The organism is Natronomonas sp. (assembly GCF_046483325.1).
In the GTDB taxonomy this organism is placed as follows: Archaea; Halobacteriota; Halobacteria; order Halobacteriales; family Haloarculaceae; genus Natronomonas.
In genome coordinates this window covers 1-18,676 of the sequence record NZ_JAWODL010000027.1, presented here as the reverse complement: position 1 = coordinate 18,676, position 18,676 = coordinate 1, and the positions used below count along the sequence as shown (strand labels likewise).

The following is an 18,676-nucleotide window of genomic DNA, read 5'->3' as shown; positions in this document are numbered from 1 at the left end:
TTTTCACGGTCCCGGTAGGGCGTTCAGTCATGCCAAACAATGCCAGTGAACACTCTGATCGACGGCTCGAGCAGTTGGAGCAGATGATCCTCATTCGCGAGTTCGAGTCCAGGGTCCAGACGCTGTTCGAGAACAACGAACTCCCCGGATTCGTCCACCTCTACCTCGGACAGGAAGCGATCGCCGTCGGCGCGTGCTCGACGATCGAGGCGGATGACTACATCACTTCGACCCATCGGGGCCACGGACACGCGATCGCGAAGGGGCTCGAGCCCGACCGTATGATGGCCGAACTGTTCGGCAAGGAGACCGGCTACTGCGGCGGCAAGAGCGGGAGCATGCACATCGCGGACGTCGATCAGGGGATGCTCGGAGCGAACGGGATCATCGGCGCCGGACAGCCGCTGGCCGCCGGGGCCGGCCTCTCGATCCGCCGTTCGGGGTCTGATCAGGTGTGTCTCTCATTCTTCGGCGAGGGCGCGATGGCGGAAGGGCAGGTACACGAGGCGATGAACCTCGCGGGCGTGATGGACCTGCCCGTCGTCTTCATCTGCGAAAACAATCAGTACGGGGAGATGACACCGGCCGAGGAGCAACACCACGTCGAGGGGTTCGAAGCGCGCGGTGAGGTCTACGACATGCCCGCAGAAACCGTCGACGGGATGTCCGTCGACGAGGTGTACCGAGCGACGAGCGACGCCGTCGAACGCGCCCGGTCCGGCAACGGTCCGTCGCTTCTCATCTGTGAGACCTATCGGTACCGCGGACACTACGAGGGCGATCAGATGCGCTATCGAACCGAGGAGGAACTCGAGGCGTGGAAGGAGCGGGATCCGATCGAGACACTCGAGGCGTCGCTTCTCGAATCCTACGCCCTCGCCCCGTCGAGACTCGAGGCGTTCTACGATGAAGCGTCAGAACGGATCGACGACGCCGTCGAGTTCGCCCGCCAAAGCGAGTATCCGTCCCCCGAAGCGGCCTTCGAAGACGTGTACTCGGAGGAGATCTGAGATGGCCGTCAAATCGATGCGGGAGGCGATCAACGACGCCCTCGTCGAGGAGATGGAGCGGGACGATTCGACGTTCCTCATCGGTGAGGACGTCGCCGAGGCCGGGGGGACGTTCGCCGTCACCCGCGGTCTGCTCGAGCAGTTCGGTGAGGACCGCGTGATTGACACTCCCATCAGCGAGGCCGCGATCATGGGCGGAAGCGCCGGCGCCGCACTGACCGGCTCGCGACCGATCGCGGAGATCATGTACTCCGATTTCATCGGGCTCGCGGTCGATCAGATACTGAATCAAGCCGGCCTATTTCGGTACATGTTCGGCGGTGAGACATCTGTGCCGCTGACCGTCCGGACACTGAACGGCGGGCCGACGTTCAACGCCGCGCCCCAGCACTCGAAGAGCCTTCACGGGCTGTTCATGCACATGGCCGGCGTCCGGGTCGTCGTGGCGAGTACGCCGTACGATTCGAAGGGGCTTCTCAAGAGCTCGATCCGATCCGACGACCCAGTTCTGTTTTTCGAACACATGCAAGCGTACAACCGGGAAGGTGAGGTTCCCGACACGTCGTACACGCTCCCGCTCGGGGAAGCGGCGGTGGAACGATCGGGAGCGGACGTCACCGTCGTCGCAACACAACAACAGTTGCAACACGCACTCTCCGTTGCGGAGTCTCTGGAGGGAGAAATAAGCGTCGAGATCGTCAGCCCGAGAACGTTGAAACCACTCGACAGGGAGACGCTCGCCGAAAGCGCAAAAAAAACCGGTCGCATCGTCGTCGCCGACGAATCGTTGATCCAGAACGGCCCCGCCTCGTACATCGCTCGGGTCATCGAAGATGAAGCGTTCTACCACCTCGAAGCACCGGTGACGGTGTTGGGCATCGACGATACACCCGTCCCGTTTTCGCCGTCGCTCGTCGATGCGGTGGTGCCGGGGGAAGAAGACATCGAACGCGCTATCCGCGACCTCCCGCGGCTCTGAACGCCCTTCGGCCATTTTCCTCGACTGGGGATATCACTCAAGGCCGGAAGTGGTCTGCCCGCTGGTATCGCTGTCCGCCGTCGACGACGAAATCCTCCCCCGTGACGAACGAGGCGTGGTCGCTCGCCAAAAACGCGATACACTCAGCCACCTCTACGGGATCCGCGAGACGGTCGAGAGCGTTCTCCGCCGCCATCGCTTCCCGCTTCGTCTCAGGGTCGTCCCGGGAAGCGATGTACTGCTCGACTGGGGGCGTCGCGACGATACCCGGACAGACTGCATTAACCCGGATCCCATCTCGTCCCATCTCGACGGCAAGTGACCGAGTGAGGTTGATGACGGCGGCCTTCGAGGCCCCGTAGGGTGCGTGATACGCCGCACCGAGGATCCCATCTACGGACGCCGTGTTGACGATCGATCCGCTACCGTGTTCTACCATGTTCGGGATAACTGCCTGACATCCGTTCCAGACTCCCTTGAGATTCACGTCGGTCTGCAGGTCGAAATCCGACTCCGGCGTCTCTTCGAACCGTGATAGACGGAGCACCCCGGCGTTGTTGACGAGCACGTCGATGTGTTTGTGACGCTCCGTGACGTCGGCAACCATCTCGTCGACCCGACGTCGGTCCGCGACGTTCACTCGGTGGAAGTTCGCGTTTCCCCCAGCCTCACTGATCCGTTTGACGGTTTCTTCGCCTCCGTCCTCGTTCATATCCGCGACGATCACCATCGTGTCGTCAGCAGCGAGTCGGAGCGCGGTCGCCCGCCCGATTCCCGAGGCCGCACCCGTAACGATCGCTGTCCGATCAGTCATACGTGCTCAACTTCGCCGTCCGACTTGAATGTTCACCACACGCTCACGGGGCTTAATAACGGATAGTTCGAGATTGCCCGTCTACCGCGTGACCGGCTTCAGTCCGAGTTCGTCGGCGATCTGCTCTCGGAGAACGTTCTTCTGGATTTTGCCGCTCGCGGTCATCGGGAGCTCGTCGACGATCTCCAGCCGTTCCGGATACTTCTGTTTCGCGATCCTCTGTTCATCTAAGTATGCTGTCATTTCTTCGAAGGTGAACTCGTGATCCTCTTTGACTTTCACGTACGCGCATCCCTTTTCTTGCAATTCCGGGTCGGGCATCGCGACAATGGCGATGTCGTCGACTGCGGGGTGTTCGTACAGCCGGTCTTCGACGTCCTTGACGGGGATGTTCTCCCCACCGCGGATGATGATGTCCTTCTTCCGACCCGAGATTTTGATGTACCCGTCTCCGTCCATCACCGCGAGATCGCCCGTCTTGAACCACTCGCCGTCGAACGCCTCGTCGTTAAGATCGTCGCCGAGATAGCCGACCATCAGTTCGGGACCGTGGGCAAGCAGTTCGCCCTTATCCCCGGGTGGGAGTTCCTCTCTCGTATCGACGTCGACGATTTTGACCTTCACACCGGGGGCCGGCGGACCATCCGTTTCGGAGAGCTTTTCCAGCGGTGCGTCGAGCGGCGGCCACGTCGCCGTGGGATACTCCGTCGAGCCGTAGATTCGCTGGACCGTACAGTCGAGGACGTCCGTCGCCTCGCGTATCAGTTCCGGGGGAATGTCCGCTCCACCACAGCCGAACACGCGGAGCGGTGAGTCCCACTCATCGGGCGCTTCGTCGGTTATCCCACGGAGGAACGGCGTCGCCCCGACGGTCATGTTCGCGTCGTGTTCGTCGATGAGGGCGATCGCTTCTGCCGGATCCCACTGATCCATCAACACGAGATCCATCCCACGGGTGAACGGAAGTTCGAGCGCGTAGAGCATTCCGGTCACGTGCGTAACCGGCGACGGCATGAACACCGTCGTCTCCGAGGAGAGCCCGAGAAGTTCATTAGTCCCTCGAAGCTCGAAAAGCGTCGTGTTGTGCGTGTGAAGCACTCCCTTCGGGTTTCCGGTCGTGCCGCTCGTATACAACAATGCGTGGATGTCGTCCGCTTCGACAGCAGCTCGAACGTCGCCATCGGCCAGCGAACACAGGTCGTTGTAGGATCCCGACTCGACGTTTTCCAGCCCCGGGTCGTCACCGACGACGATGGCGTGTTCAAGCGTTGATAGTTCCGAAGCGACCTCGTCGACCATCGACGGATAATCGAACCCTCTGAAATCGTCAGGAATGAAGATGCACTTCGAGCCGGAGTTTTCGAGTATGTACGAGACTTCGCTGCGTCGGTAGATCGGGATGATCGGGTTCGCGATGGCCCCCAGTTTCGAGATCGCAAGATGAAGTACGTTCGTCGTCACCCAATTTGGGATCTGATACGAGACGACGTCGCCGGCTTCGACACCCAGCGCATCCAGCCCGGCTGAAACCCGTCTCACTTCCTCACCGAGTTCGCGATACGTCACCGTCCGATGGGGGCCGATGACCTTTGCGTCCGGCCGTTCCTCGATGGCCGTTTCGAACAGGTCGACGAGCGTCTTGTCGCACCAGTGATCTCGTTCGTAGTAGCGATCCCTGATTTCGTCCGAAAGACGCGGTAACGTGACATTGTCTATGTCTCCCATGACAATACATCATCGGATTGGAATAATATGAGTTGCGGTCCGCAGAACGACTCGCGGTCGAAACCGTGCCAGCGAGGTGAGCCACGTCACGAAGATTTTTGTCACCCGACAAACAGGCTACTCACGTGCAAGGACTTCGAGACGGTTGGAGGAGTGCCGATAGCGGGACGCAGCCGAGATGACAACATCAACATCGGCAGGTCGGCTATCAGTACGCGATCACCGACCGTACGGGCTCTTAGCCGGATGTTTCATCATCTCGATGGGGATCAACGCCTATTTTATCGCGCCAGCCAGCGTCGTTCCGCTTCTGACTGACATATACGGGATCAACAAGGCGACTGCAGGGCTGGCAGTAAGCGTCCCCATATTGGGATCGGTTCTGCTACAGATTCCGGGCGGATTCCTCATGGACCGGTACGACAACCGACGGCTCCTGTTCTGGGCGCTCGTCGGATTCGTTCTTACGACTATGGTCGGCCTGATCGTGACCTCGTATACGACGTGGCTCGCCACGAGATTCACCGCCGGGATCTGTGCGATTTTCCTGTTCACGATGGGTGCGAAAGTAATCACGGAGACGTTCCCACCCGCAAAGCAGGGATTCGCGACGACCGTGTTCACCGCGAGTGCACCGATGGGCATCGCGCTCGGTCAGTTTGGGACGCCACGTCTGGTAAACGTAGTCGGATTCAGCACCTCTTTTGCCGTGTACGCCGTGGTCTCGACGATAGGTTACTCGCTGTTTTATTCGTCGACACCCACGCCGATACACAGCGGTAGCGACGTCGAACCAGGTGTTATCCGCAGGGTTTTAACCGACCGTCGTATCGTTCTCATGTCGATTTCGGCAGCCTGTAGTTACTCTCTGTATTTCTTTTTGAACTCGTGGATGCCGACCTACGGAGTGGAAATTCTGTCGCTCCCGATAAATCGTGCCGGCGCGATAGCCGCTCTGGTCCCCATAATGGGTATATTCGGTCGTCCGGGAGGTGGGTGGCTCTCCGACTATTTCGGGACCCGTCGCTACGTTATCGTCGGTGCCATCGCGGTCACGCTCCCCGCATTCCTTGCTATCACGAGCGCTCCGACGCTATTGATTTTCGCGCTCTGTCTCCTTCTCGTGGGATTCGTTCTCCAGTTCGCTATGGGGGTCTACTTCGTGTACGTCCAGGAGCTGGCAGAGAAAGGAACGGGAGGGACTGCTCTGGCTGTTTTCGGAGCAGTCGGGTTCAGCGGCTCGCTCGTCTCACCCACCGTCGGCGGCTGGCTCATCGATGCGTTCTCTTGGACGACAGCGCTCGTTGCCTACACGTTCGTGGGTGTGGCCGGGATCGGCGCTACCCTCCTCATTACCCGGTCGAATTGAGGATCGATCCCGAACGTACCCCAACGGTCCTCGTTAGTACGAGCTGCTCGGAACAGTAGACACGCTCGGTCTGGGCCCTTTCCCAGTTCGGCTCACAACTCGGTCCCGTCTATACTGTCGTAGATGATGTTCTTTTGAATCTGGCTCGTTCCCTCCACGATTTTCTGAACGCGGGAGTCCCGATAGAACTTCTCGACGGGGAAGTCGCGAGTGTAGCCGTAGCCGCCGTGAATCTGGATCGCGTCGGAACAAACGTCCTCACAGATTTCACTCGCATAATACTTCGCGATCGAGGCGAGTTGTCTCGGATCTTCGCCCGTCATATGACGGTTGGCCGCCCGATAGATCGTCGAGCGCGCCGTCTCCACTTTTGTCGCCATATCCGCGAGCATCCATTGAAGTCCCTGAAACTCGGATATCTGTTGCCCGAACGCTTCCCGCTCCTGTGTGTACTGGTAGGCGTGTCGGTACGCGCCCGCCGCCGCTCCCAATGCGTTGGCAGCGACCATGATCCGGTTCTCGTTGAAGAACTCCATGAGCTGGTAGAACCCTTCGTCTTCGGTTCCGACGAGGTTCTCTTCCGGGATGCGGGCGTCGGAAATACTGATCTCCGCCGTGGGGCTAGCGCGAAGTCCCATCTTCTCGATGTCCTTCTCGATGGTGAACCCCTCCGTATCAGTGGGGACGATGAACGCGCTGATGCCGCCGTGTCCCGCGTCCGGATTCGTCTTCGCCATCACCGTCATGTAATCGGCGACCGGGCTGGTGCTGGCCCAGGTTTTCGATCCGTTGAGCACGTAGTCCTCGCCGTCCAACTCGGCGGTAGTTCGCATCCCAGCGACGTCGCTGCCCGCCCCCGGTTCACTGATCGACGTACCACACGCTATCTCCCCGGACAGCACGGGTCTGACGAACTCCTCTTTTTGCCACTCGTCACCGTACTCGAGGATCATTTCGGTTCCGAATTTTCCGGTGAGCACCGCAGTTCCGATCCCCGGATCCGCACGGTTGAACTCCTCGTGAACGATGATCGTCGACAGGAAGTCCATCCCCGAGCCGCCGTACTCCTCCGGATAGTGAGGCGCGAGAAAGTCCAGTTCCGCGGCACGTTCGAATATTTCCCACGGGAACTGGACCACTCCGGGTTCGTCGTACTCGCTCGCGACTGGGGCGATCTCCTCCTCGGCGAACTCGCGTACCGCTTTGCGTACCGCTTTGTGTTCGGCTGACAGCGTCCCTGACATTGGTCATATATTACCAATACCGGGGTATATATTTACCCCCTGAACCTCGGTCCGAGAAGTCGCGCTGCTACCGTCCGGGCAGTGCCGCTCAATCAGGTCATGGTGAACCCACCGTCGACGGCGATAATCTGTCCGTTTACGAAACTCGCATCCTCGCACGCGAGGAAGCGTACGACGCGTGCGACCTCGCCGGGATTGCCCAGACGGCGCTGCGGCGTCTGTTTGACGGCAAACTCCTCGGTACCGTCGGGAGTGTCCTCCCGGAACATTCGTGTGTCGATAAATCCCGGCGCGATGGCGTTGGTCCGAACTCCGTCACGCCCGAACTCCGCCGCCACCTGCTTGGTCGCAGCGACGACGCCGCCTTTCGTCGTGCTGTATCCGAAGTTCCCGATGCCGCCCCGGATCCCGTACGCGCTCGAAATGTTGATTATCGCGGACCGTTCGTTCTCCGTGAGCACTGGAATGCCGTGTTTACAGCAGTTGAATACTCCCGTCAAGTTCACGTCGAGTTCGGCCTGCCAATCCTCCGCCGACGTCTCGGTGACCGATCCGAACCGCGCGACTCCGGCGTTGTTGACGAGCGTGTCGACACCGCCGAATCGCTCCGTCACGGTTTCGAACATCGATTCGACCGACGACTCCGCGGAGACGTCTGTCTCGACGTACGCGGCTTCGCCGTCGAACTCTTCGAACAGTTCCGCGACGGAGGGGACGTCCTCGAACGGTTCCTTTTTGACGTCGGCGACCACGACGTTCGACCCGGCCTCTCCGAACGCTCGACAGATTTCGCGGCCGATTCCAGATGCACCACCGGTGACGACGACTGTGCTGTGTGTGCTCATCGTACGATCGATTTCGCCGTACACGTATAAATGCCAGGGGGTGGCGGAGGCGGGGTTGTGAGGGAAACAGTTACCACTTCATCCGCACAACTGTGGCGCATGCGGGCAGTGTTATATCACGGTAGAGAGGACGTTCGCGTCGAGGAGGTCGATTCGACGCCCCTCGGTCCAGGGGACGTTCGTATCGACGTCGAAGCGGCCGGGATCTGTGGCTCCGACCTTCACGAATACGCCGCGGGTCCGATCTTCATGCCCGAAGATCCCCACCCGATGACGGGTGCTTCGATTCCGCTTCGAATGGGCCACGAGTTCGCCGGTAGGATCATGGCTGTCGGCGACGACGTGACTGAACACGCCGTCGGGGATCCTGTCGTGGTCAACCCGATCAGATACTGTGGCTCGTGTCGGTACTGTACTGCCGGCCAACAGCACCTCTGTGCGTCTATCGCGCTCACTGGGGTCTCCGCCAACGGGGGCGGGTTCGCAGAACAGTCGGTCGTTCCCGCCGAGAGCGTCGTTCCGCTACCTGAATCCATCCCGCTTCGACTCGGAGCGCTTGTCGAACCGTTCAGTGTGGCGCTTCACGCCGTTCGACAGGCGGATCTGACGGCCGGCGATTCGGTCGCCGTCTTCGGTGCCGGACCAATCGGTTTGGCGATCACTCAACTCGCCCGTGCCGCCGGTGCGACCGACCTGTTCGTCTCGGAGCCACGGGACGCTCGACGGGAGCGAGCCGCCGACCTCGGAGCGACGACCGTCGACCCGACCGACACCGCTCCGATCCACCGGATCAAGCGAGCGACCGACGGTGGGACCGACATCGCGTTCGAGGTCGCGGGAATCGAACAAACGTACAACGACGCCATCACGAGCACCCGGCGTGATGGAACGGTCGTCGTCGTGAGCATGTTCGAGGGGCCGGTCGAGACGCACCCGAACACTGTGGTCATGGCCGAACGAACGATCGAGGGGACGATGTCCTACACCGCCGGTGACCGCAACGGGAGCGAGTTTCGCTCGATCATCAAACTCCTCGACGACGGGCAACTCGACCCCGAGCAACTGATCACCGATACGATATTGCTCGAGGCCGTCCCGGAGGGATTCGAGTCATTGCGGACTCCCGAGAGCGAGCAGATCAAGATACTCGTCGAACCGTAGGTGCGTTACGGCGCGGTACCTTCCGAACGGAGGATGCGGATTCGGCGGGCCGTCGAGTCAGTCGTCGTCCGGATCCCGGCCGCTCGGGAAGTTCGGTCGTCGGCTTTCGAGGAAGGCGTCGACGGCTTCCTCGTGGTCGGGGTGCTGTTGGCCAACCGCCTCGAGCGCGATACCTTCAGTGAGCGCCAGGTTGTTCCCGAGCTGGAGCCAGCTGTTGAGCGTCTTTTTGGTGTATCGGATCGCTGGCTGTGGTCCGGACGCGAGTTTGTCGATCATCTCGTCGGTCCGCTCGTCGAGTTCGTCCGCCGGAACGACGTGGTTTGCCAGCCCGAGCTCTCCCGCTTCCTCCGCCGATATGAGGTCCCCGGTCATCAACAGCTCTTTGGCTTTGTTGAGGCTGGTCAACAGCGGCCAGATGACGGCTCCGCCGTCTCCGGCGACGAGCGCGACCTTCACGTGGGGATCGCCGATACGCGCGTCCGCACTCATCATGACGATGTCGCAGAACAGCGCGAGGGTCGCGCCCAGCCCCGTCGCGTCGCCGTTGACTTTCGCGATGATTGGCTTCTCAAGGTTGACGATGTCCTCGACGATCTGTTCGCCCTCTCGCATGGTCCGCTGAAAGTTCTCGGGATTCTCGATGTTACGTTTCATCCAGTTTACGTCGCCACCGGCCGAGAACGCATCTCCCTTCCCAGTTAGGACGACGACGCGCGCGTCCGTCTCGTACGCGTCGCCGAACACGGTCGCAAGCTCCACGTGGAGCGGGTCGTTGACCGCATTGAGGTTGTCGGGGCGGTCGATCTCGATCGTTAAAACGTCGTCGTCCAGACTCACATCCAGGTTGTCGTACTCTCGCATACCACGTTCATGATCGACAGTTCCGTTATTAAAACTTCGTGTGACCAACCTCTAAGTATCGTCCCGTCTCAGATACCGCGTATATGTTCGAAGACGAGGAGGGATTCAATTATGCGACGCTTCTTCGAGTCCGGCTTCGCGACCTCGACCACATGAAACATGTCAACAATTCCGTGTACGCGACGTACATGGAGCAAGCCCGAATGGATTATTTCACCGACGTGCTCGACCTCGGTATCGACGACGTCGAGATGGCTCTCGCGAGCAGTCATATCGAATTCGAAAAGCAAGTACGATACGGTGGTCAACTGCGGGTGCAGATCCGCGTTCCCGAACTCGGAACGACGAGTTTCCCGTTCGAGTATCGGTTCGTCGACAGTGGCGATGTTGCCGCGACCGCACGCACGGTGCAGGTCGTCCTCGATACCGCCGGTGAGACGACGAGACCGATCCCGGATACGTGGCGCGAGCGGATCACTGCTCACGAAGGAATCGAGCAAGAGAAATAAACGGTCGGTCGGGTAGATCCCGTACAGGACGTCGAAAAGTCTAAGCGGATGACCGACTTGGCTCGTGACATGGGTTACCTTCCGACAGTTCCCGAAACGCTCACACGGACGACGCGTAAGTATCCGGATCGTCCAGCGATCGTCTATCCCGAAAAGGGCGTTCGCTGGACGTACGATGAGTTCGACGAACGGGTCACCCGATTCGCCAATGCACTCCGAGACGCCGGGATCGAACCCGGAGATCGCGTCTCGCTTCTCATGTACAACTCGGCCGAGTTCGCCGTCGCTGTGTTCGGATTGCTCCGCGCCGGTGCCGTGTTCAATCCAATCAACTACCGTCTCGCCCCGGGTGAAGTGGCGTACATTCTCGACGACTCGGCCTCGAAACTGCTGCTGTTCGAGGAATCGACACGCGAAACGGTCGAAGCCGGCAAAGACGACTTCGAGACGGTCGAACGATATCTCTATATCGACGACGACGTCGATACGACGCCGAACTACGCCGACGGATTTCACGAGACGATCGCGAGCGCGGGTGACCAACCGCCCTCGGTCGAGATCGCGTCCGAGGACCAATACGCCATCATGTACACGTCGGGGACGACCGGTCGGCCAAAAGGCGTCATTCACTCCCACCGCGATGCCACGTATCACAACTTGATGTACTTCGGTCGGATGGACCTCGATTACGGCGACGTGGGCATCTCGACGATGCCGCTATATCACAACGCCGAACTCAACTGTGGGCTCTTTCCGCGAGTGAACCTCGGGGCCAAGACGGCTATCTTACGCGAGTTCGACCCAAAGCGAGTTCTCGAGATGATCGACGACGAACGTGCGACGCATCTGTTCATCGCCTCTCGAACGTGGTCTGAACTACTTGCGGCCGCCGATGAGATGAACGACTTCGACGGGAGTAGTCTCGAGCTCGGTGTGTACGGGGCTGCACCGATGCCGCCGACGCTTCTCGAACAATGTATGGATGTGTTCTGTGACGATTATGGCACGGCCTACGGGATGACGGAGATGGGCCCGTGTGCGACGTTCATACGACCGGACGAGGTTCGCGAGCAGTTGGGAAGCGTCGGGCGGGCCGCTCCGAACCACGAGGTTCGAATCGTCGAACCGACCGAAACGGAGGACCCCGACGATCCGGTGACACCGATCGATACGGTTCCACGAGGGGACACCGGCGAAATCATCCTTCAGGGTCCACCGATGATGAGCGAGTACTGGAATCGACCCGAAAAGACGGCTGACGCGATCCGTGACGGGTGGTTCTTCACCGGCGATGCAGGCTACTTCAACGAGGACGGCTACCTCTTCCTCGTCGACCGCATCGATGATATGATTATCTCCGGCGGGGAGAACATCTACCCGACGGAGATCGAGAACGTTCTCTACGACCACGACGAGGTCGAAGAAGTGGCAGTCGTCGGTGAGGAGGACGACGAGTGGGGCGAACGCGTCGTCGCCTATGTGGTCGGTAAAACCGTCGACGCCGAGACACTCGATGCGTACTGTCGGGACCACGGCGAGCTCGCCAACTTCAAGCGCCCGCGCCAGTATCACTTCCTCGACGAACTCCCACGAAACCCGAGCGGGAAGATTCAGAAATTCAAGCTGCGAGAGTGAGTTACGAACCTCGCGCTAGTTCGCGTCCGGATCGCTCATCCCCTTGTTCTGCTCGTTCATATACTCCAGCGCCGCGTCGATCCCCTCCGATTCGGCGATCCGGTAGTACTCCTTTCCGTACTCCGTGTGGTGGCCGAGCGTGTCGAATAGTTCGCTGTATTTCAACATCGGTTTTGTACCCTGCATCTCGGCCACCCCGTTGACGATGTGCTTGAGGATTCGGACGTTGTTCCCCGGCATCTTCCGTATCTCGTTCACCTCGTCCATAACGGCCTCGAGCACGTCCCCGTTCGGAACGACCCGGTTGACCATCCCGAGCTCCTTCGCGCGCTCGGCATCGACAACTTTCCCCGAAAAGAGCATCTCCTTAGCCTCGTGGAGATTCATGACGAACGGATAAATGAGCGTCGGCGGTACGCCGGCCATCCGCAACCCCGGGTAACCGAACTCGGAGTCCTCGGAAGCGATGACGATATCACAGGCCATCGCGATATCGCTGCCCCCGGCGAGACAATAGCCGTCTACCGCCGCGATCACCGGCTTGTTGCAATCCCAGATCGCGTGTACGTGGACTGTAGAGTCCTCGAACGTGTCGAGGAGGGTATCGACCGTCGGAATCGGATCCTCGTCGTCTCCACTCGGTTCGATATCGTAGCCGGCTGAAAACGCGGAGTCACCAGCACCGGTCAGCACGATCACGCGAACGTCGTCATCCGCTTCGGCACGTTCGATAGCGTCGCAAAGTTCGGTGATGAGGGTGTCGCTGAGCGCGTTCATCTTTTCGGGGCGGTTCAACGTGAGTAGTGCGACGGCGTCGTCCGTACGGACGTCGTATTTGATAACGTCTGACATGCACTATCCATATCCCCGGCGTCGCTGAAAGTCCTTACCCTGATTCGCTCCGGTCGAAGGTCTTTCACCGGATATGATCGATGAATGGCGGGAACGACGGGTTGAGACGCAAATCATCCCGTCTACCCATAGTTATTTGTAATGAGTCACCGACGTTTCCGCCTGTGCGTGCTGCAGCATTTACCGGGTTCGGTGGCCCGGAACACGTTTCGGTAGAATCGTTCGACGACCCTGATCCGGGTCGAGGGGAAGCAGTCATCGACGTCGCCGCCTGCGCGCTCAACCACCACGATCTCTGGATACTCAACGGAGATCTCTGGTACGGTGAGGACGACCTCCCGTTCGTCGCGGGGATGGATGTCGCGGGTACCGTTGCCGCCGTCGGCGATGGCGTCTCCGACGTGGAAGTGGGTGATCGCGTGCTTCTCTCGCCCAACGAGACCTGTGGTTCTTGCCGATACTGTCGGGACGGCCCCGAGACCCACTGCTCTCAGTTTAGTCTGTACCACGGTGGACTCGCAGAGAAAGCGCTCGTCGAGGCCAATCGTCTCATCCAACTCACGGACGACGTCGATGCAATTCAGGCGGCGGCCATTCCGGTCGCCTACATGACCGCACTTCGGATGCTCAAACACGCTGACGTCGGGCTTGGCGATCTCGTGTTCGTTCCGGGGGCGACCGGCGGAGTCGGCGTGGCCTCGATTCAGCTCATCGATTCCCTCGGAGCGCGCTCCATCGGTACGTCGACATCAGCACAAAAACTGGATCGGCTCGAAGAGCACGGAGTCGATTACACGATCGAGTCCGGTGATCCCGAAGATATCCGAGCGGCCGTCCGCGAAATCGGACGCGTTGATGCGACAATCAACCACCTCGGGGGACCGTTCTCCGATATCGGATTGAACGTTCTCAGACGCGGTGGTCGAATGGTCATCTGTGGACAGACCGCAGGGCCGACTTCGGAGTTGACGCTCGGCGATCTGTTCTTGAATCACAAACAGGTCATCGGAAGCACGATGGGTACCCAAGCGGATCTCGAACGCCTCGTCGATCTCGTCGAGGCCGGCGACCTCGCCCCGGTCGTGAACGAGACGTACGCGCTCGAGAACGCCGATCAAGCGTTCGCCGACATGGACGACCGATCGCTCTTCGGGAAACTGGTCGTCACTCCCTGAGGCCTCCCCCTTGCTTACACCTCGTTTTTATATAGGGTATTCGACGGCCCCGTCTCTCCTGTCGGTTTTGTTCAAATATTTTATAGATACGTTTATATAACTGATATTTGTATGGGTTGATGTTCACCCGATGACAGAGAATGACAGACTAGAGTGTCCGAAGAGGCGGAACGTACTCAAAACGCTTGGCGTCGGCGGTGCTGCGTCCCTCCTGGCGGGCTGTGCTGGAAACGGGAACGGCGGGAACGGGAACGGGAACGGTGGTAATGGAGGCGGTAACGGAGGAGGAAATGGGGGCGGCGGACTCCCCGATACGGTTACCGTCGGATTGTTGGCTCCATTGTCGGGCGCGTACGGCTTTGCCGGCGAGTTCCAAGATCAGGGGCTTCGGCTGGCGTTCAACGAGATCAACGAATCCGACGACGTCCTCCCGGACACGACGCTGGAGGTCGTAAACGGTGACACGGAAACTGATCCGGACACCGGACTCTCCGAGGCACGTCGGCTAGTCCAACAAGAGGATATCGACCTGATGGCTGGCGCAACGAGCAGTTCGGTTGCGTCCGTTCTCAGTGAATACGCGACCAGCCAGGGCATGCTCTTTTCGCTGATCCAAGCAGCCGATCGTGCGCTGACCACTGGCGAGGACTGCCGAATGACGACGTACCGTCCGAACCCCCACACCCACCAGGCCGGAATCCTCGCCGGTGAGTGGTGTACCGAGCAGTTCGGCGACCAGGCGTTCGTACTGTATCAGGACTACAGTTACGGTCAAGCCACGCGCGATGGCGTCGGTATCGGCATCGAACGAGCGGGCGGCGAGATCGTCGACGAAGCCGCGGTTCCGCTCGGAAACCAGCAGTTCCAGTCGGTTATCGATCAGATCCAATCGAGCGATGCCGACTGGCTCTTGTTCGGCATTACGGGTAGCGGGTCGACGGCGTTCTTGACCCAGGCCGCAAACCGCGGTTTCGACATGCCGATGGGGAATCAGAGCCTCCCGGCGTATGCGACCGGGGAAGTCGGTTCGGACATCATGAGTCAGTTCAGCGAACTCTACCGGACCCCCTGTCTCTACACGCGGGAGATCGACACCGAACAGAACGCCCAGCACGTCGAGGCGTTCCAGAACGAATACGGCCACCCCCCGAACTACAGTTCTGAAACCGGCTACATGGTTGGCCGTTTCCTCGGTGAGGGTCTCAACGAGGCGCAGACTCTCGATCCGGCGGAGGCGCGGAGCGCACTCGAGGGCTTTAGTTTCGAGAGTGCCCGCGGTGAGAACACGATCCGTGAGTGTGACCACCAGGGGATCCCGCCGTTTTATATCGCGCGCGTTACCGGCGCTGACGACGACCTCGGTCTCGGCACGCACGAGATCATCGAACAGGTCGACAGCGCCGATTACACCACGCCGTGTGAGGACGTCGAGTGTCAGATGTAAACACTGGTGCCATGTCGGATACAACGACTGATTCGGTCGTCTTGCAGACGCGTGACCTCACGAAGCGGTTCGGGAGTCTGACTGCCGTCGACGACGTGACGTGGAGCGTCGAGGCAGGGAAAACGAAGGCGATTATCGGACCCAACGGAGCCGGAAAGAGCACGTTCTTCAACGTCATCAGTGGTGTGTTTCCACCGACGAGCGGTGAGATGATGCTCAATGGCGAACCGATAACTAAAAAAAAAGAACACGAAATCGCTCGTCTCGGATTGGTCAAAACATATCAAAAGTCAAATATTTACGGGGAGAGCACGGTCTTTGACAACATCCGAATCGCGGCACAGACGAACGAAACCACGTTCAACATGTGGTCGAAGGCGAGCGATCTGACGTCGGTCAACCAGCGAACCGAAGACGTTCTAGAACGCTTGGGCCTCTCAGAGGAACGGGATCGCACCGCCGATGAACTCCCGCACGGACTCCAACGGAAAATAGAGATCGGAATCGCACTCGCCACTGATCCGGATATAATTCTGTTCGACGAACCGATCGCTGGAATGTCCGAGGATGGGCGCCAGGAGATGCTGTCTGTACTCCAGAATCTATCGAACGATCCCTCGCTGACGATCGTCATTACCGAACACGACTTCGATCTGGTGATGAACCTTGCTGAAGAGATCACGGTGCTACACCAGGGCTCGGTACTGACTGAGGGGACCCCGGATGAAATCTCCGCTGACAAGCAAGTACAACGAGTATATTTGGGTGGTGAATAATGTTAAAACTACGTTCAGTCAATGGATATTACGACAAAAGCCACATCCTCAAGGACGTCTCCTTAGAAGTCGGCAGTGACGAGATCGTCGCACTACTCGGTCGGAACGGTGCTGGAAAGACGACGACGTGTCGGGGAATAATGGGCGTTTTACCGCGTATCGAGGGGCAAATTACGATGAACGGTACGGATATTACGGGCCAGTCGCCGGACAAAATATACCAGAACGGAATCGCCTGGATTCCCGAACGGCGTCGTATCTTTGCGAACCTCTCGGTCGAAGAAAACCTCGAGATGGGGCTGACGGATCAATCCCAGCGGAAATCCCGATTTCAGGAGGTCTTCGATCTCTTCCCTCGTCTCGAAGAACGGCTCGATCAACAAGGTGGGACGATGAGCGGCGGTGAACAGCAGATGCTCGCGATCGGGCGGGCGCTCGTCGCCGATCCGGACCTCCTGTTGGTCGACGAACCCTTCGAGGGATTAATGCCCTCGCTGGTCGACGATGTCGCTGACGCAGTCGCTAAACTTTCCGAGAAAGACATCGCAATGATACTCGCCGATCAAAAAACGGACGAAGCACTCGAACTGGCCGACCGCGCATACATTATCGAGAACGGCCAGATCGTGCATGAAGACGACGCGGACAGCATCGGTTCGGATCAAGAACTCCAAGAAAAGTACTTGGGGGTACAGTGATGACGCCTACGACCCCGCTGTTCATCACGCCATTGCTCGACGGGCTCAGTTGGGGGATCATGCTCGTACTCATCGCGATGGGGTTGACCCTCATTTTCGGCTTCCTCGAAGTCGTTAATTTCGCGCACGGTGGGTACTATATGATCGGCGGCTACGTGGTGTTCGCTTCCGTCACAGCCGGATACGGATTTCTCGTCGGTGTCGTTGCAGCGATACTCGTCGTCGCTATACTCGGAGTACTGACCGAGCGGTTGCTTCTCAAACCGTCGTACGACTTCGGTCCGGTCACACAGCTACTGATCATGGTTGGTGTCGCACTCGGAATCGAAGGTGCCGTTATTCTCGTTTGGGGTGAACAAGCAAAAGGTGTCCCCATCCCCGAACTGTTCGCCGGATCGGTGAGCGTGCTCGGAAGCACTTATCCGATCTACCGGCTGGTGCTTATGGTCGTCGGAACGGTAATCATCGTCGGTGTCTGGATATTCCTCGAACGCAGCCGAATGGGGCTCGTCATTCGGGCTAGCTTGACTGACAAGGAGATGGCTAGGGCGTTCGGGAACAACATTCCCGCGATCTATACCTTCGTGTTCGCCAGCGGTGTCGCTATCGCTGCCCTCGCGGGTGCGCTGATGACGCCGATTCGGGGTATCGGTCCCGAGACTGGAGCTTCGATCCTTCTCCAAGCATTTATAGTCGTCGTCGTCGGGGGCCTCGGTAGCTACCGAGGAAGCGTCGTGGCCGGGATCGGACTCGGCATGCTCGATATTCTCGTCGCACGATATATTTCGTTCCGACTGAGCGGTATCACCATCATCGCCGTCCTTCTCGTGGTATTGATCATACAGCCGCGTGGATTGTTCGGTGTGAAGGGGGTGATGGAGGAATGAGCGTGCGCGATAGATTCAGCAGTGGTGGCAGTGATCTACCGATACTCGCCGTCGGAATCGTCGTGTTCGTCGCCTTCCTCGCACTTCCCTCGTTCATCGGCGCGTTCGAGGTCAACCTTCTGACGAGAGTGTTCATTCTCGCGTTCTTCGCGATGGCGTTCAATCTCGCTTTTGGCTTCACTGACCTCCCATCGTTCGGGCACGCCGCGTTTTTTGGACTCGGCGCGTACGGCGTCGCGATCACGTTCGATCAACTCGAGCCTAGCGGCCTGCTACTCCCCATCCTCGTCGCTCTGTTGGCTGCGCTGGTCTTCAGCCTGTTCATGGGAGTCGCCTCACTCCGCGGACGAGGTATCTATTTCTCCCTGCTCACGTTCGCCTTTGCGCAGTTCCTGTACGAAATCGCATTCAGGTGGACCGAATTCACTGGCGGTGACGACGGTCTCATCGTGATCTTCCCGCAGGTTATGGGAATGAACGTCACCGGTCCGGAGAACGTCTACTACATCGCGCTCGTGTTACTTGCGGTACTCACCGGCGCGATGTATCGGCTCCTCAACTCACCGTTCGGTAAGGTGATGAAGGCGGTCCGTGAGAACGAGGACCGAACGGGTGCCATCGGATATCCAGTCAAGCGGATCCAGATCACCGAGTTCGCCATTTCGGGGTCGCTTGGAAGCATCGCTGGCATC

General features: G+C 59.3%; 18 protein-coding genes. 12 read left to right on the top strand and 6 right to left on the bottom strand.

All coding sequences use genetic code 11. The features are described from left to right. The first annotated feature begins 29 nt into the window (after positions 1–29). Both R6U53_RS08955 and R6U53_RS08950 read left to right on the top strand, forming a co-directional pair. Positions 30–1,010, top strand: coding sequence for a thiamine pyrophosphate-dependent dehydrogenase E1 component subunit alpha (locus R6U53_RS08955; protein ID WP_410322023.1), 981 nt, complete (start codon positions 30–32; stop codon positions 1,008–1,010). A gap of 1 nt (position 1,011) precedes the next feature. Further along, complete coding sequence (locus R6U53_RS08950) at positions 1,012–1,989, top strand: alpha-ketoacid dehydrogenase subunit beta (RefSeq protein WP_410322022.1); 978 nt, start codon at positions 1,012–1,014, stop codon at positions 1,987–1,989. Between the two features lie 37 nt (positions 1,990–2,026). On the opposite strand, the gene R6U53_RS08945 is transcribed toward R6U53_RS08950, so the two are convergent. Then, a complete protein-coding gene (locus tag R6U53_RS08945) occupies positions 2,027–2,803 on the bottom strand; it encodes an SDR family NAD(P)-dependent oxidoreductase (RefSeq protein ID WP_410322021.1) in 777 nt (258 codons plus the stop codon). Between the two features lie 81 nt (positions 2,804–2,884). After that, positions 2,885–4,528, bottom strand: a complete 1,644-nt coding sequence (locus R6U53_RS08940) for an AMP-binding protein (RefSeq protein WP_410322020.1) — start codon at positions 4,526–4,528, stop codon at positions 2,885–2,887. Between the two features lie 262 nt (positions 4,529–4,790). Here R6U53_RS08940 and R6U53_RS08935 point away from each other — a divergent pair, with 262 nt between their 5' ends. Next, positions 4,791–5,897, top strand: a complete 1,107-nt coding sequence (locus R6U53_RS08935; RefSeq protein ID WP_410322019.1) for an MFS transporter — start codon at positions 4,791–4,793, stop codon at positions 5,895–5,897. 92 nt (positions 5,898–5,989) lie between these two features. On the opposite strand, the gene R6U53_RS08930 is transcribed toward R6U53_RS08935, so the two are convergent. Next, positions 5,990–7,141 (bottom strand): acyl-CoA dehydrogenase family protein, encoded by a 1,152-nt coding sequence (locus tag R6U53_RS08930; RefSeq protein WP_410322018.1) that lies wholly within the window; start codon positions 7,139–7,141, stop codon positions 5,990–5,992. Between the two features lie 92 nt (positions 7,142–7,233). After that, entirely contained in the window at positions 7,234–7,986 is a 753-nt protein-coding gene (locus R6U53_RS08925) for an SDR family NAD(P)-dependent oxidoreductase (protein WP_410322017.1), read from the bottom strand. Positions 7,987–8,085: 99 nt separating this feature from the next. Here R6U53_RS08925 and R6U53_RS08920 point away from each other — a divergent pair, with 99 nt between their 5' ends. Next, positions 8,086–9,147: a 2,3-butanediol dehydrogenase gene (locus tag R6U53_RS08920; protein ID WP_410322016.1), complete on the top strand. Its 1,062-nt coding sequence runs from the start codon at positions 8,086–8,088 to the stop codon at positions 9,145–9,147. A 57-nt stretch (positions 9,148–9,204) separates the two neighbouring features. On the opposite strand, the gene R6U53_RS08915 is transcribed toward R6U53_RS08920, so the two are convergent. Continuing rightward, positions 9,205–10,008 (bottom strand): enoyl-CoA hydratase/isomerase family protein, encoded by an 804-nt coding sequence (locus R6U53_RS08915; protein ID WP_410322015.1) that lies wholly within the window; start codon positions 10,006–10,008, stop codon positions 9,205–9,207. An 83-nt stretch (positions 10,009–10,091) separates the two neighbouring features. On the opposite strand from R6U53_RS08915, the gene R6U53_RS08910 reads away from it, so the two are divergent. Further along, positions 10,092–10,517, top strand: a complete 426-nt coding sequence (locus tag R6U53_RS08910; RefSeq protein ID WP_410322014.1) for an acyl-CoA thioesterase — start codon at positions 10,092–10,094, stop codon at positions 10,515–10,517. Between the two features lie 69 nt (positions 10,518–10,586). After that, positions 10,587–12,152, top strand: coding sequence for a long-chain-fatty-acid--CoA ligase (locus tag R6U53_RS08905; protein WP_410322013.1), 1,566 nt, complete (start codon positions 10,587–10,589; stop codon positions 12,150–12,152). A 15-nt stretch (positions 12,153–12,167) separates the two neighbouring features. Here the strand turns inward: R6U53_RS08905 and R6U53_RS08900 are convergent, their stop codons facing one another. Then, positions 12,168–13,004 carry an enoyl-CoA hydratase/isomerase family protein gene (locus tag R6U53_RS08900; RefSeq protein ID WP_410322012.1) on the bottom strand — a complete coding sequence of 279 codons (837 nt, stop codon included), beginning with the start codon at positions 13,002–13,004 and terminating at the stop codon, positions 12,168–12,170. Between the two features lie 164 nt (positions 13,005–13,168). On the opposite strand from R6U53_RS08900, the gene R6U53_RS08895 reads away from it, so the two are divergent. From R6U53_RS08895 to R6U53_RS08870, 6 genes are all read left to right on the top strand, one after another. Continuing rightward, positions 13,169–14,179 carry an alcohol dehydrogenase catalytic domain-containing protein gene (locus R6U53_RS08895; RefSeq protein ID WP_410322011.1) on the top strand — a complete coding sequence of 337 codons (1,011 nt, stop codon included), beginning with the start codon at positions 13,169–13,171 and terminating at the stop codon, positions 14,177–14,179. 130 nt (positions 14,180–14,309) lie between these two features. Next, entirely contained in the window at positions 14,310–15,623 is a 1,314-nt protein-coding gene (locus tag R6U53_RS08890; RefSeq protein ID WP_410322010.1) for an ABC transporter substrate-binding protein, read from the top strand. Between the two features lie 11 nt (positions 15,624–15,634). Next, entirely contained in the window at positions 15,635–16,399 is a 765-nt protein-coding gene (locus R6U53_RS08885; protein WP_410322009.1) for an ABC transporter ATP-binding protein, read from the top strand. Further along, positions 16,399–17,097, top strand: coding sequence for an ABC transporter ATP-binding protein (locus tag R6U53_RS08880; RefSeq protein WP_410322008.1), 699 nt, complete (start codon positions 16,399–16,401; stop codon positions 17,095–17,097). The genes R6U53_RS08885 and R6U53_RS08880 overlap by 1 nt, the downstream gene beginning before the upstream one ends. Then, entirely contained in the window at positions 17,097–17,984 is an 888-nt protein-coding gene (locus tag R6U53_RS08875) for a branched-chain amino acid ABC transporter permease (RefSeq protein ID WP_410322007.1), read from the top strand. The genes R6U53_RS08880 and R6U53_RS08875 overlap by 1 nt, the downstream gene beginning before the upstream one ends. A 2-nt stretch (positions 17,985–17,986) precedes the next feature. Continuing rightward, positions 17,987–18,676: branched-chain amino acid ABC transporter permease (locus R6U53_RS08870; protein ID WP_410322006.1), on the top strand; the 690-nt coding region annotated here is incomplete at its 3' end.

Coding starts and splice junctions, on each gene's coding strand:
- R6U53_RS08935 (WP_410322019.1), top strand. CDS start 4,791: ATGGGGATCAACGCCTATTTTATCGCGCCAGCCAGCGTCGTTCCGCTT.
- R6U53_RS08950 (WP_410322022.1), top strand. CDS start 1,012: ATGGCCGTCAAATCGATGCGGGAGGCGATCAACGACGCCCTCGTCGAG.
- R6U53_RS08905 (WP_410322013.1), top strand. CDS start 10,587: ATGGGTTACCTTCCGACAGTTCCCGAAACGCTCACACGGACGACGCGT.
- R6U53_RS08940 (WP_410322020.1), bottom strand. CDS start 4,528: ATGGGAGACATAGACAATGTCACGTTACCGCGTCTTTCGGACGAAATC.
- R6U53_RS08900 (WP_410322012.1), bottom strand. CDS start 13,004: ATGTCAGACGTTATCAAATACGACGTCCGTACGGACGACGCCGTCGCA.
- R6U53_RS08925 (WP_410322017.1), bottom strand. CDS start 7,986: ATGAGCACACACAGCACAGTCGTCGTCACCGGTGGTGCATCTGGAATC.
- R6U53_RS08880 (WP_410322008.1), top strand. CDS start 16,399: ATGTTAAAACTACGTTCAGTCAATGGATATTACGACAAAAGCCACATC.
- R6U53_RS08875 (WP_410322007.1), top strand. CDS start 17,097: ATGACGCCTACGACCCCGCTGTTCATCACGCCATTGCTCGACGGGCTC.
- R6U53_RS08945 (WP_410322021.1), bottom strand. CDS start 2,803: ATGACTGATCGGACAGCGATCGTTACGGGTGCGGCCTCGGGAATCGGG.
- R6U53_RS08930 (WP_410322018.1), bottom strand. CDS start 7,141: ATGTCAGGGACGCTGTCAGCCGAACACAAAGCGGTACGCAAAGCGGTA.
- R6U53_RS08890 (WP_410322010.1), top strand. CDS start 14,310: ATGACAGAGAATGACAGACTAGAGTGTCCGAAGAGGCGGAACGTACTC.
- R6U53_RS08885 (WP_410322009.1), top strand. CDS start 15,635: ATGTCGGATACAACGACTGATTCGGTCGTCTTGCAGACGCGTGACCTC.
- R6U53_RS08955 (WP_410322023.1), top strand. CDS start 30: ATGCCAAACAATGCCAGTGAACACTCTGATCGACGGCTCGAGCAGTTG.
- R6U53_RS08915 (WP_410322015.1), bottom strand. CDS start 10,008: ATGCGAGAGTACGACAACCTGGATGTGAGTCTGGACGACGACGTTTTA.
- R6U53_RS08910 (WP_410322014.1), top strand. CDS start 10,092: ATGTTCGAAGACGAGGAGGGATTCAATTATGCGACGCTTCTTCGAGTC.
- R6U53_RS08920 (WP_410322016.1), top strand. CDS start 8,086: ATGCGGGCAGTGTTATATCACGGTAGAGAGGACGTTCGCGTCGAGGAG.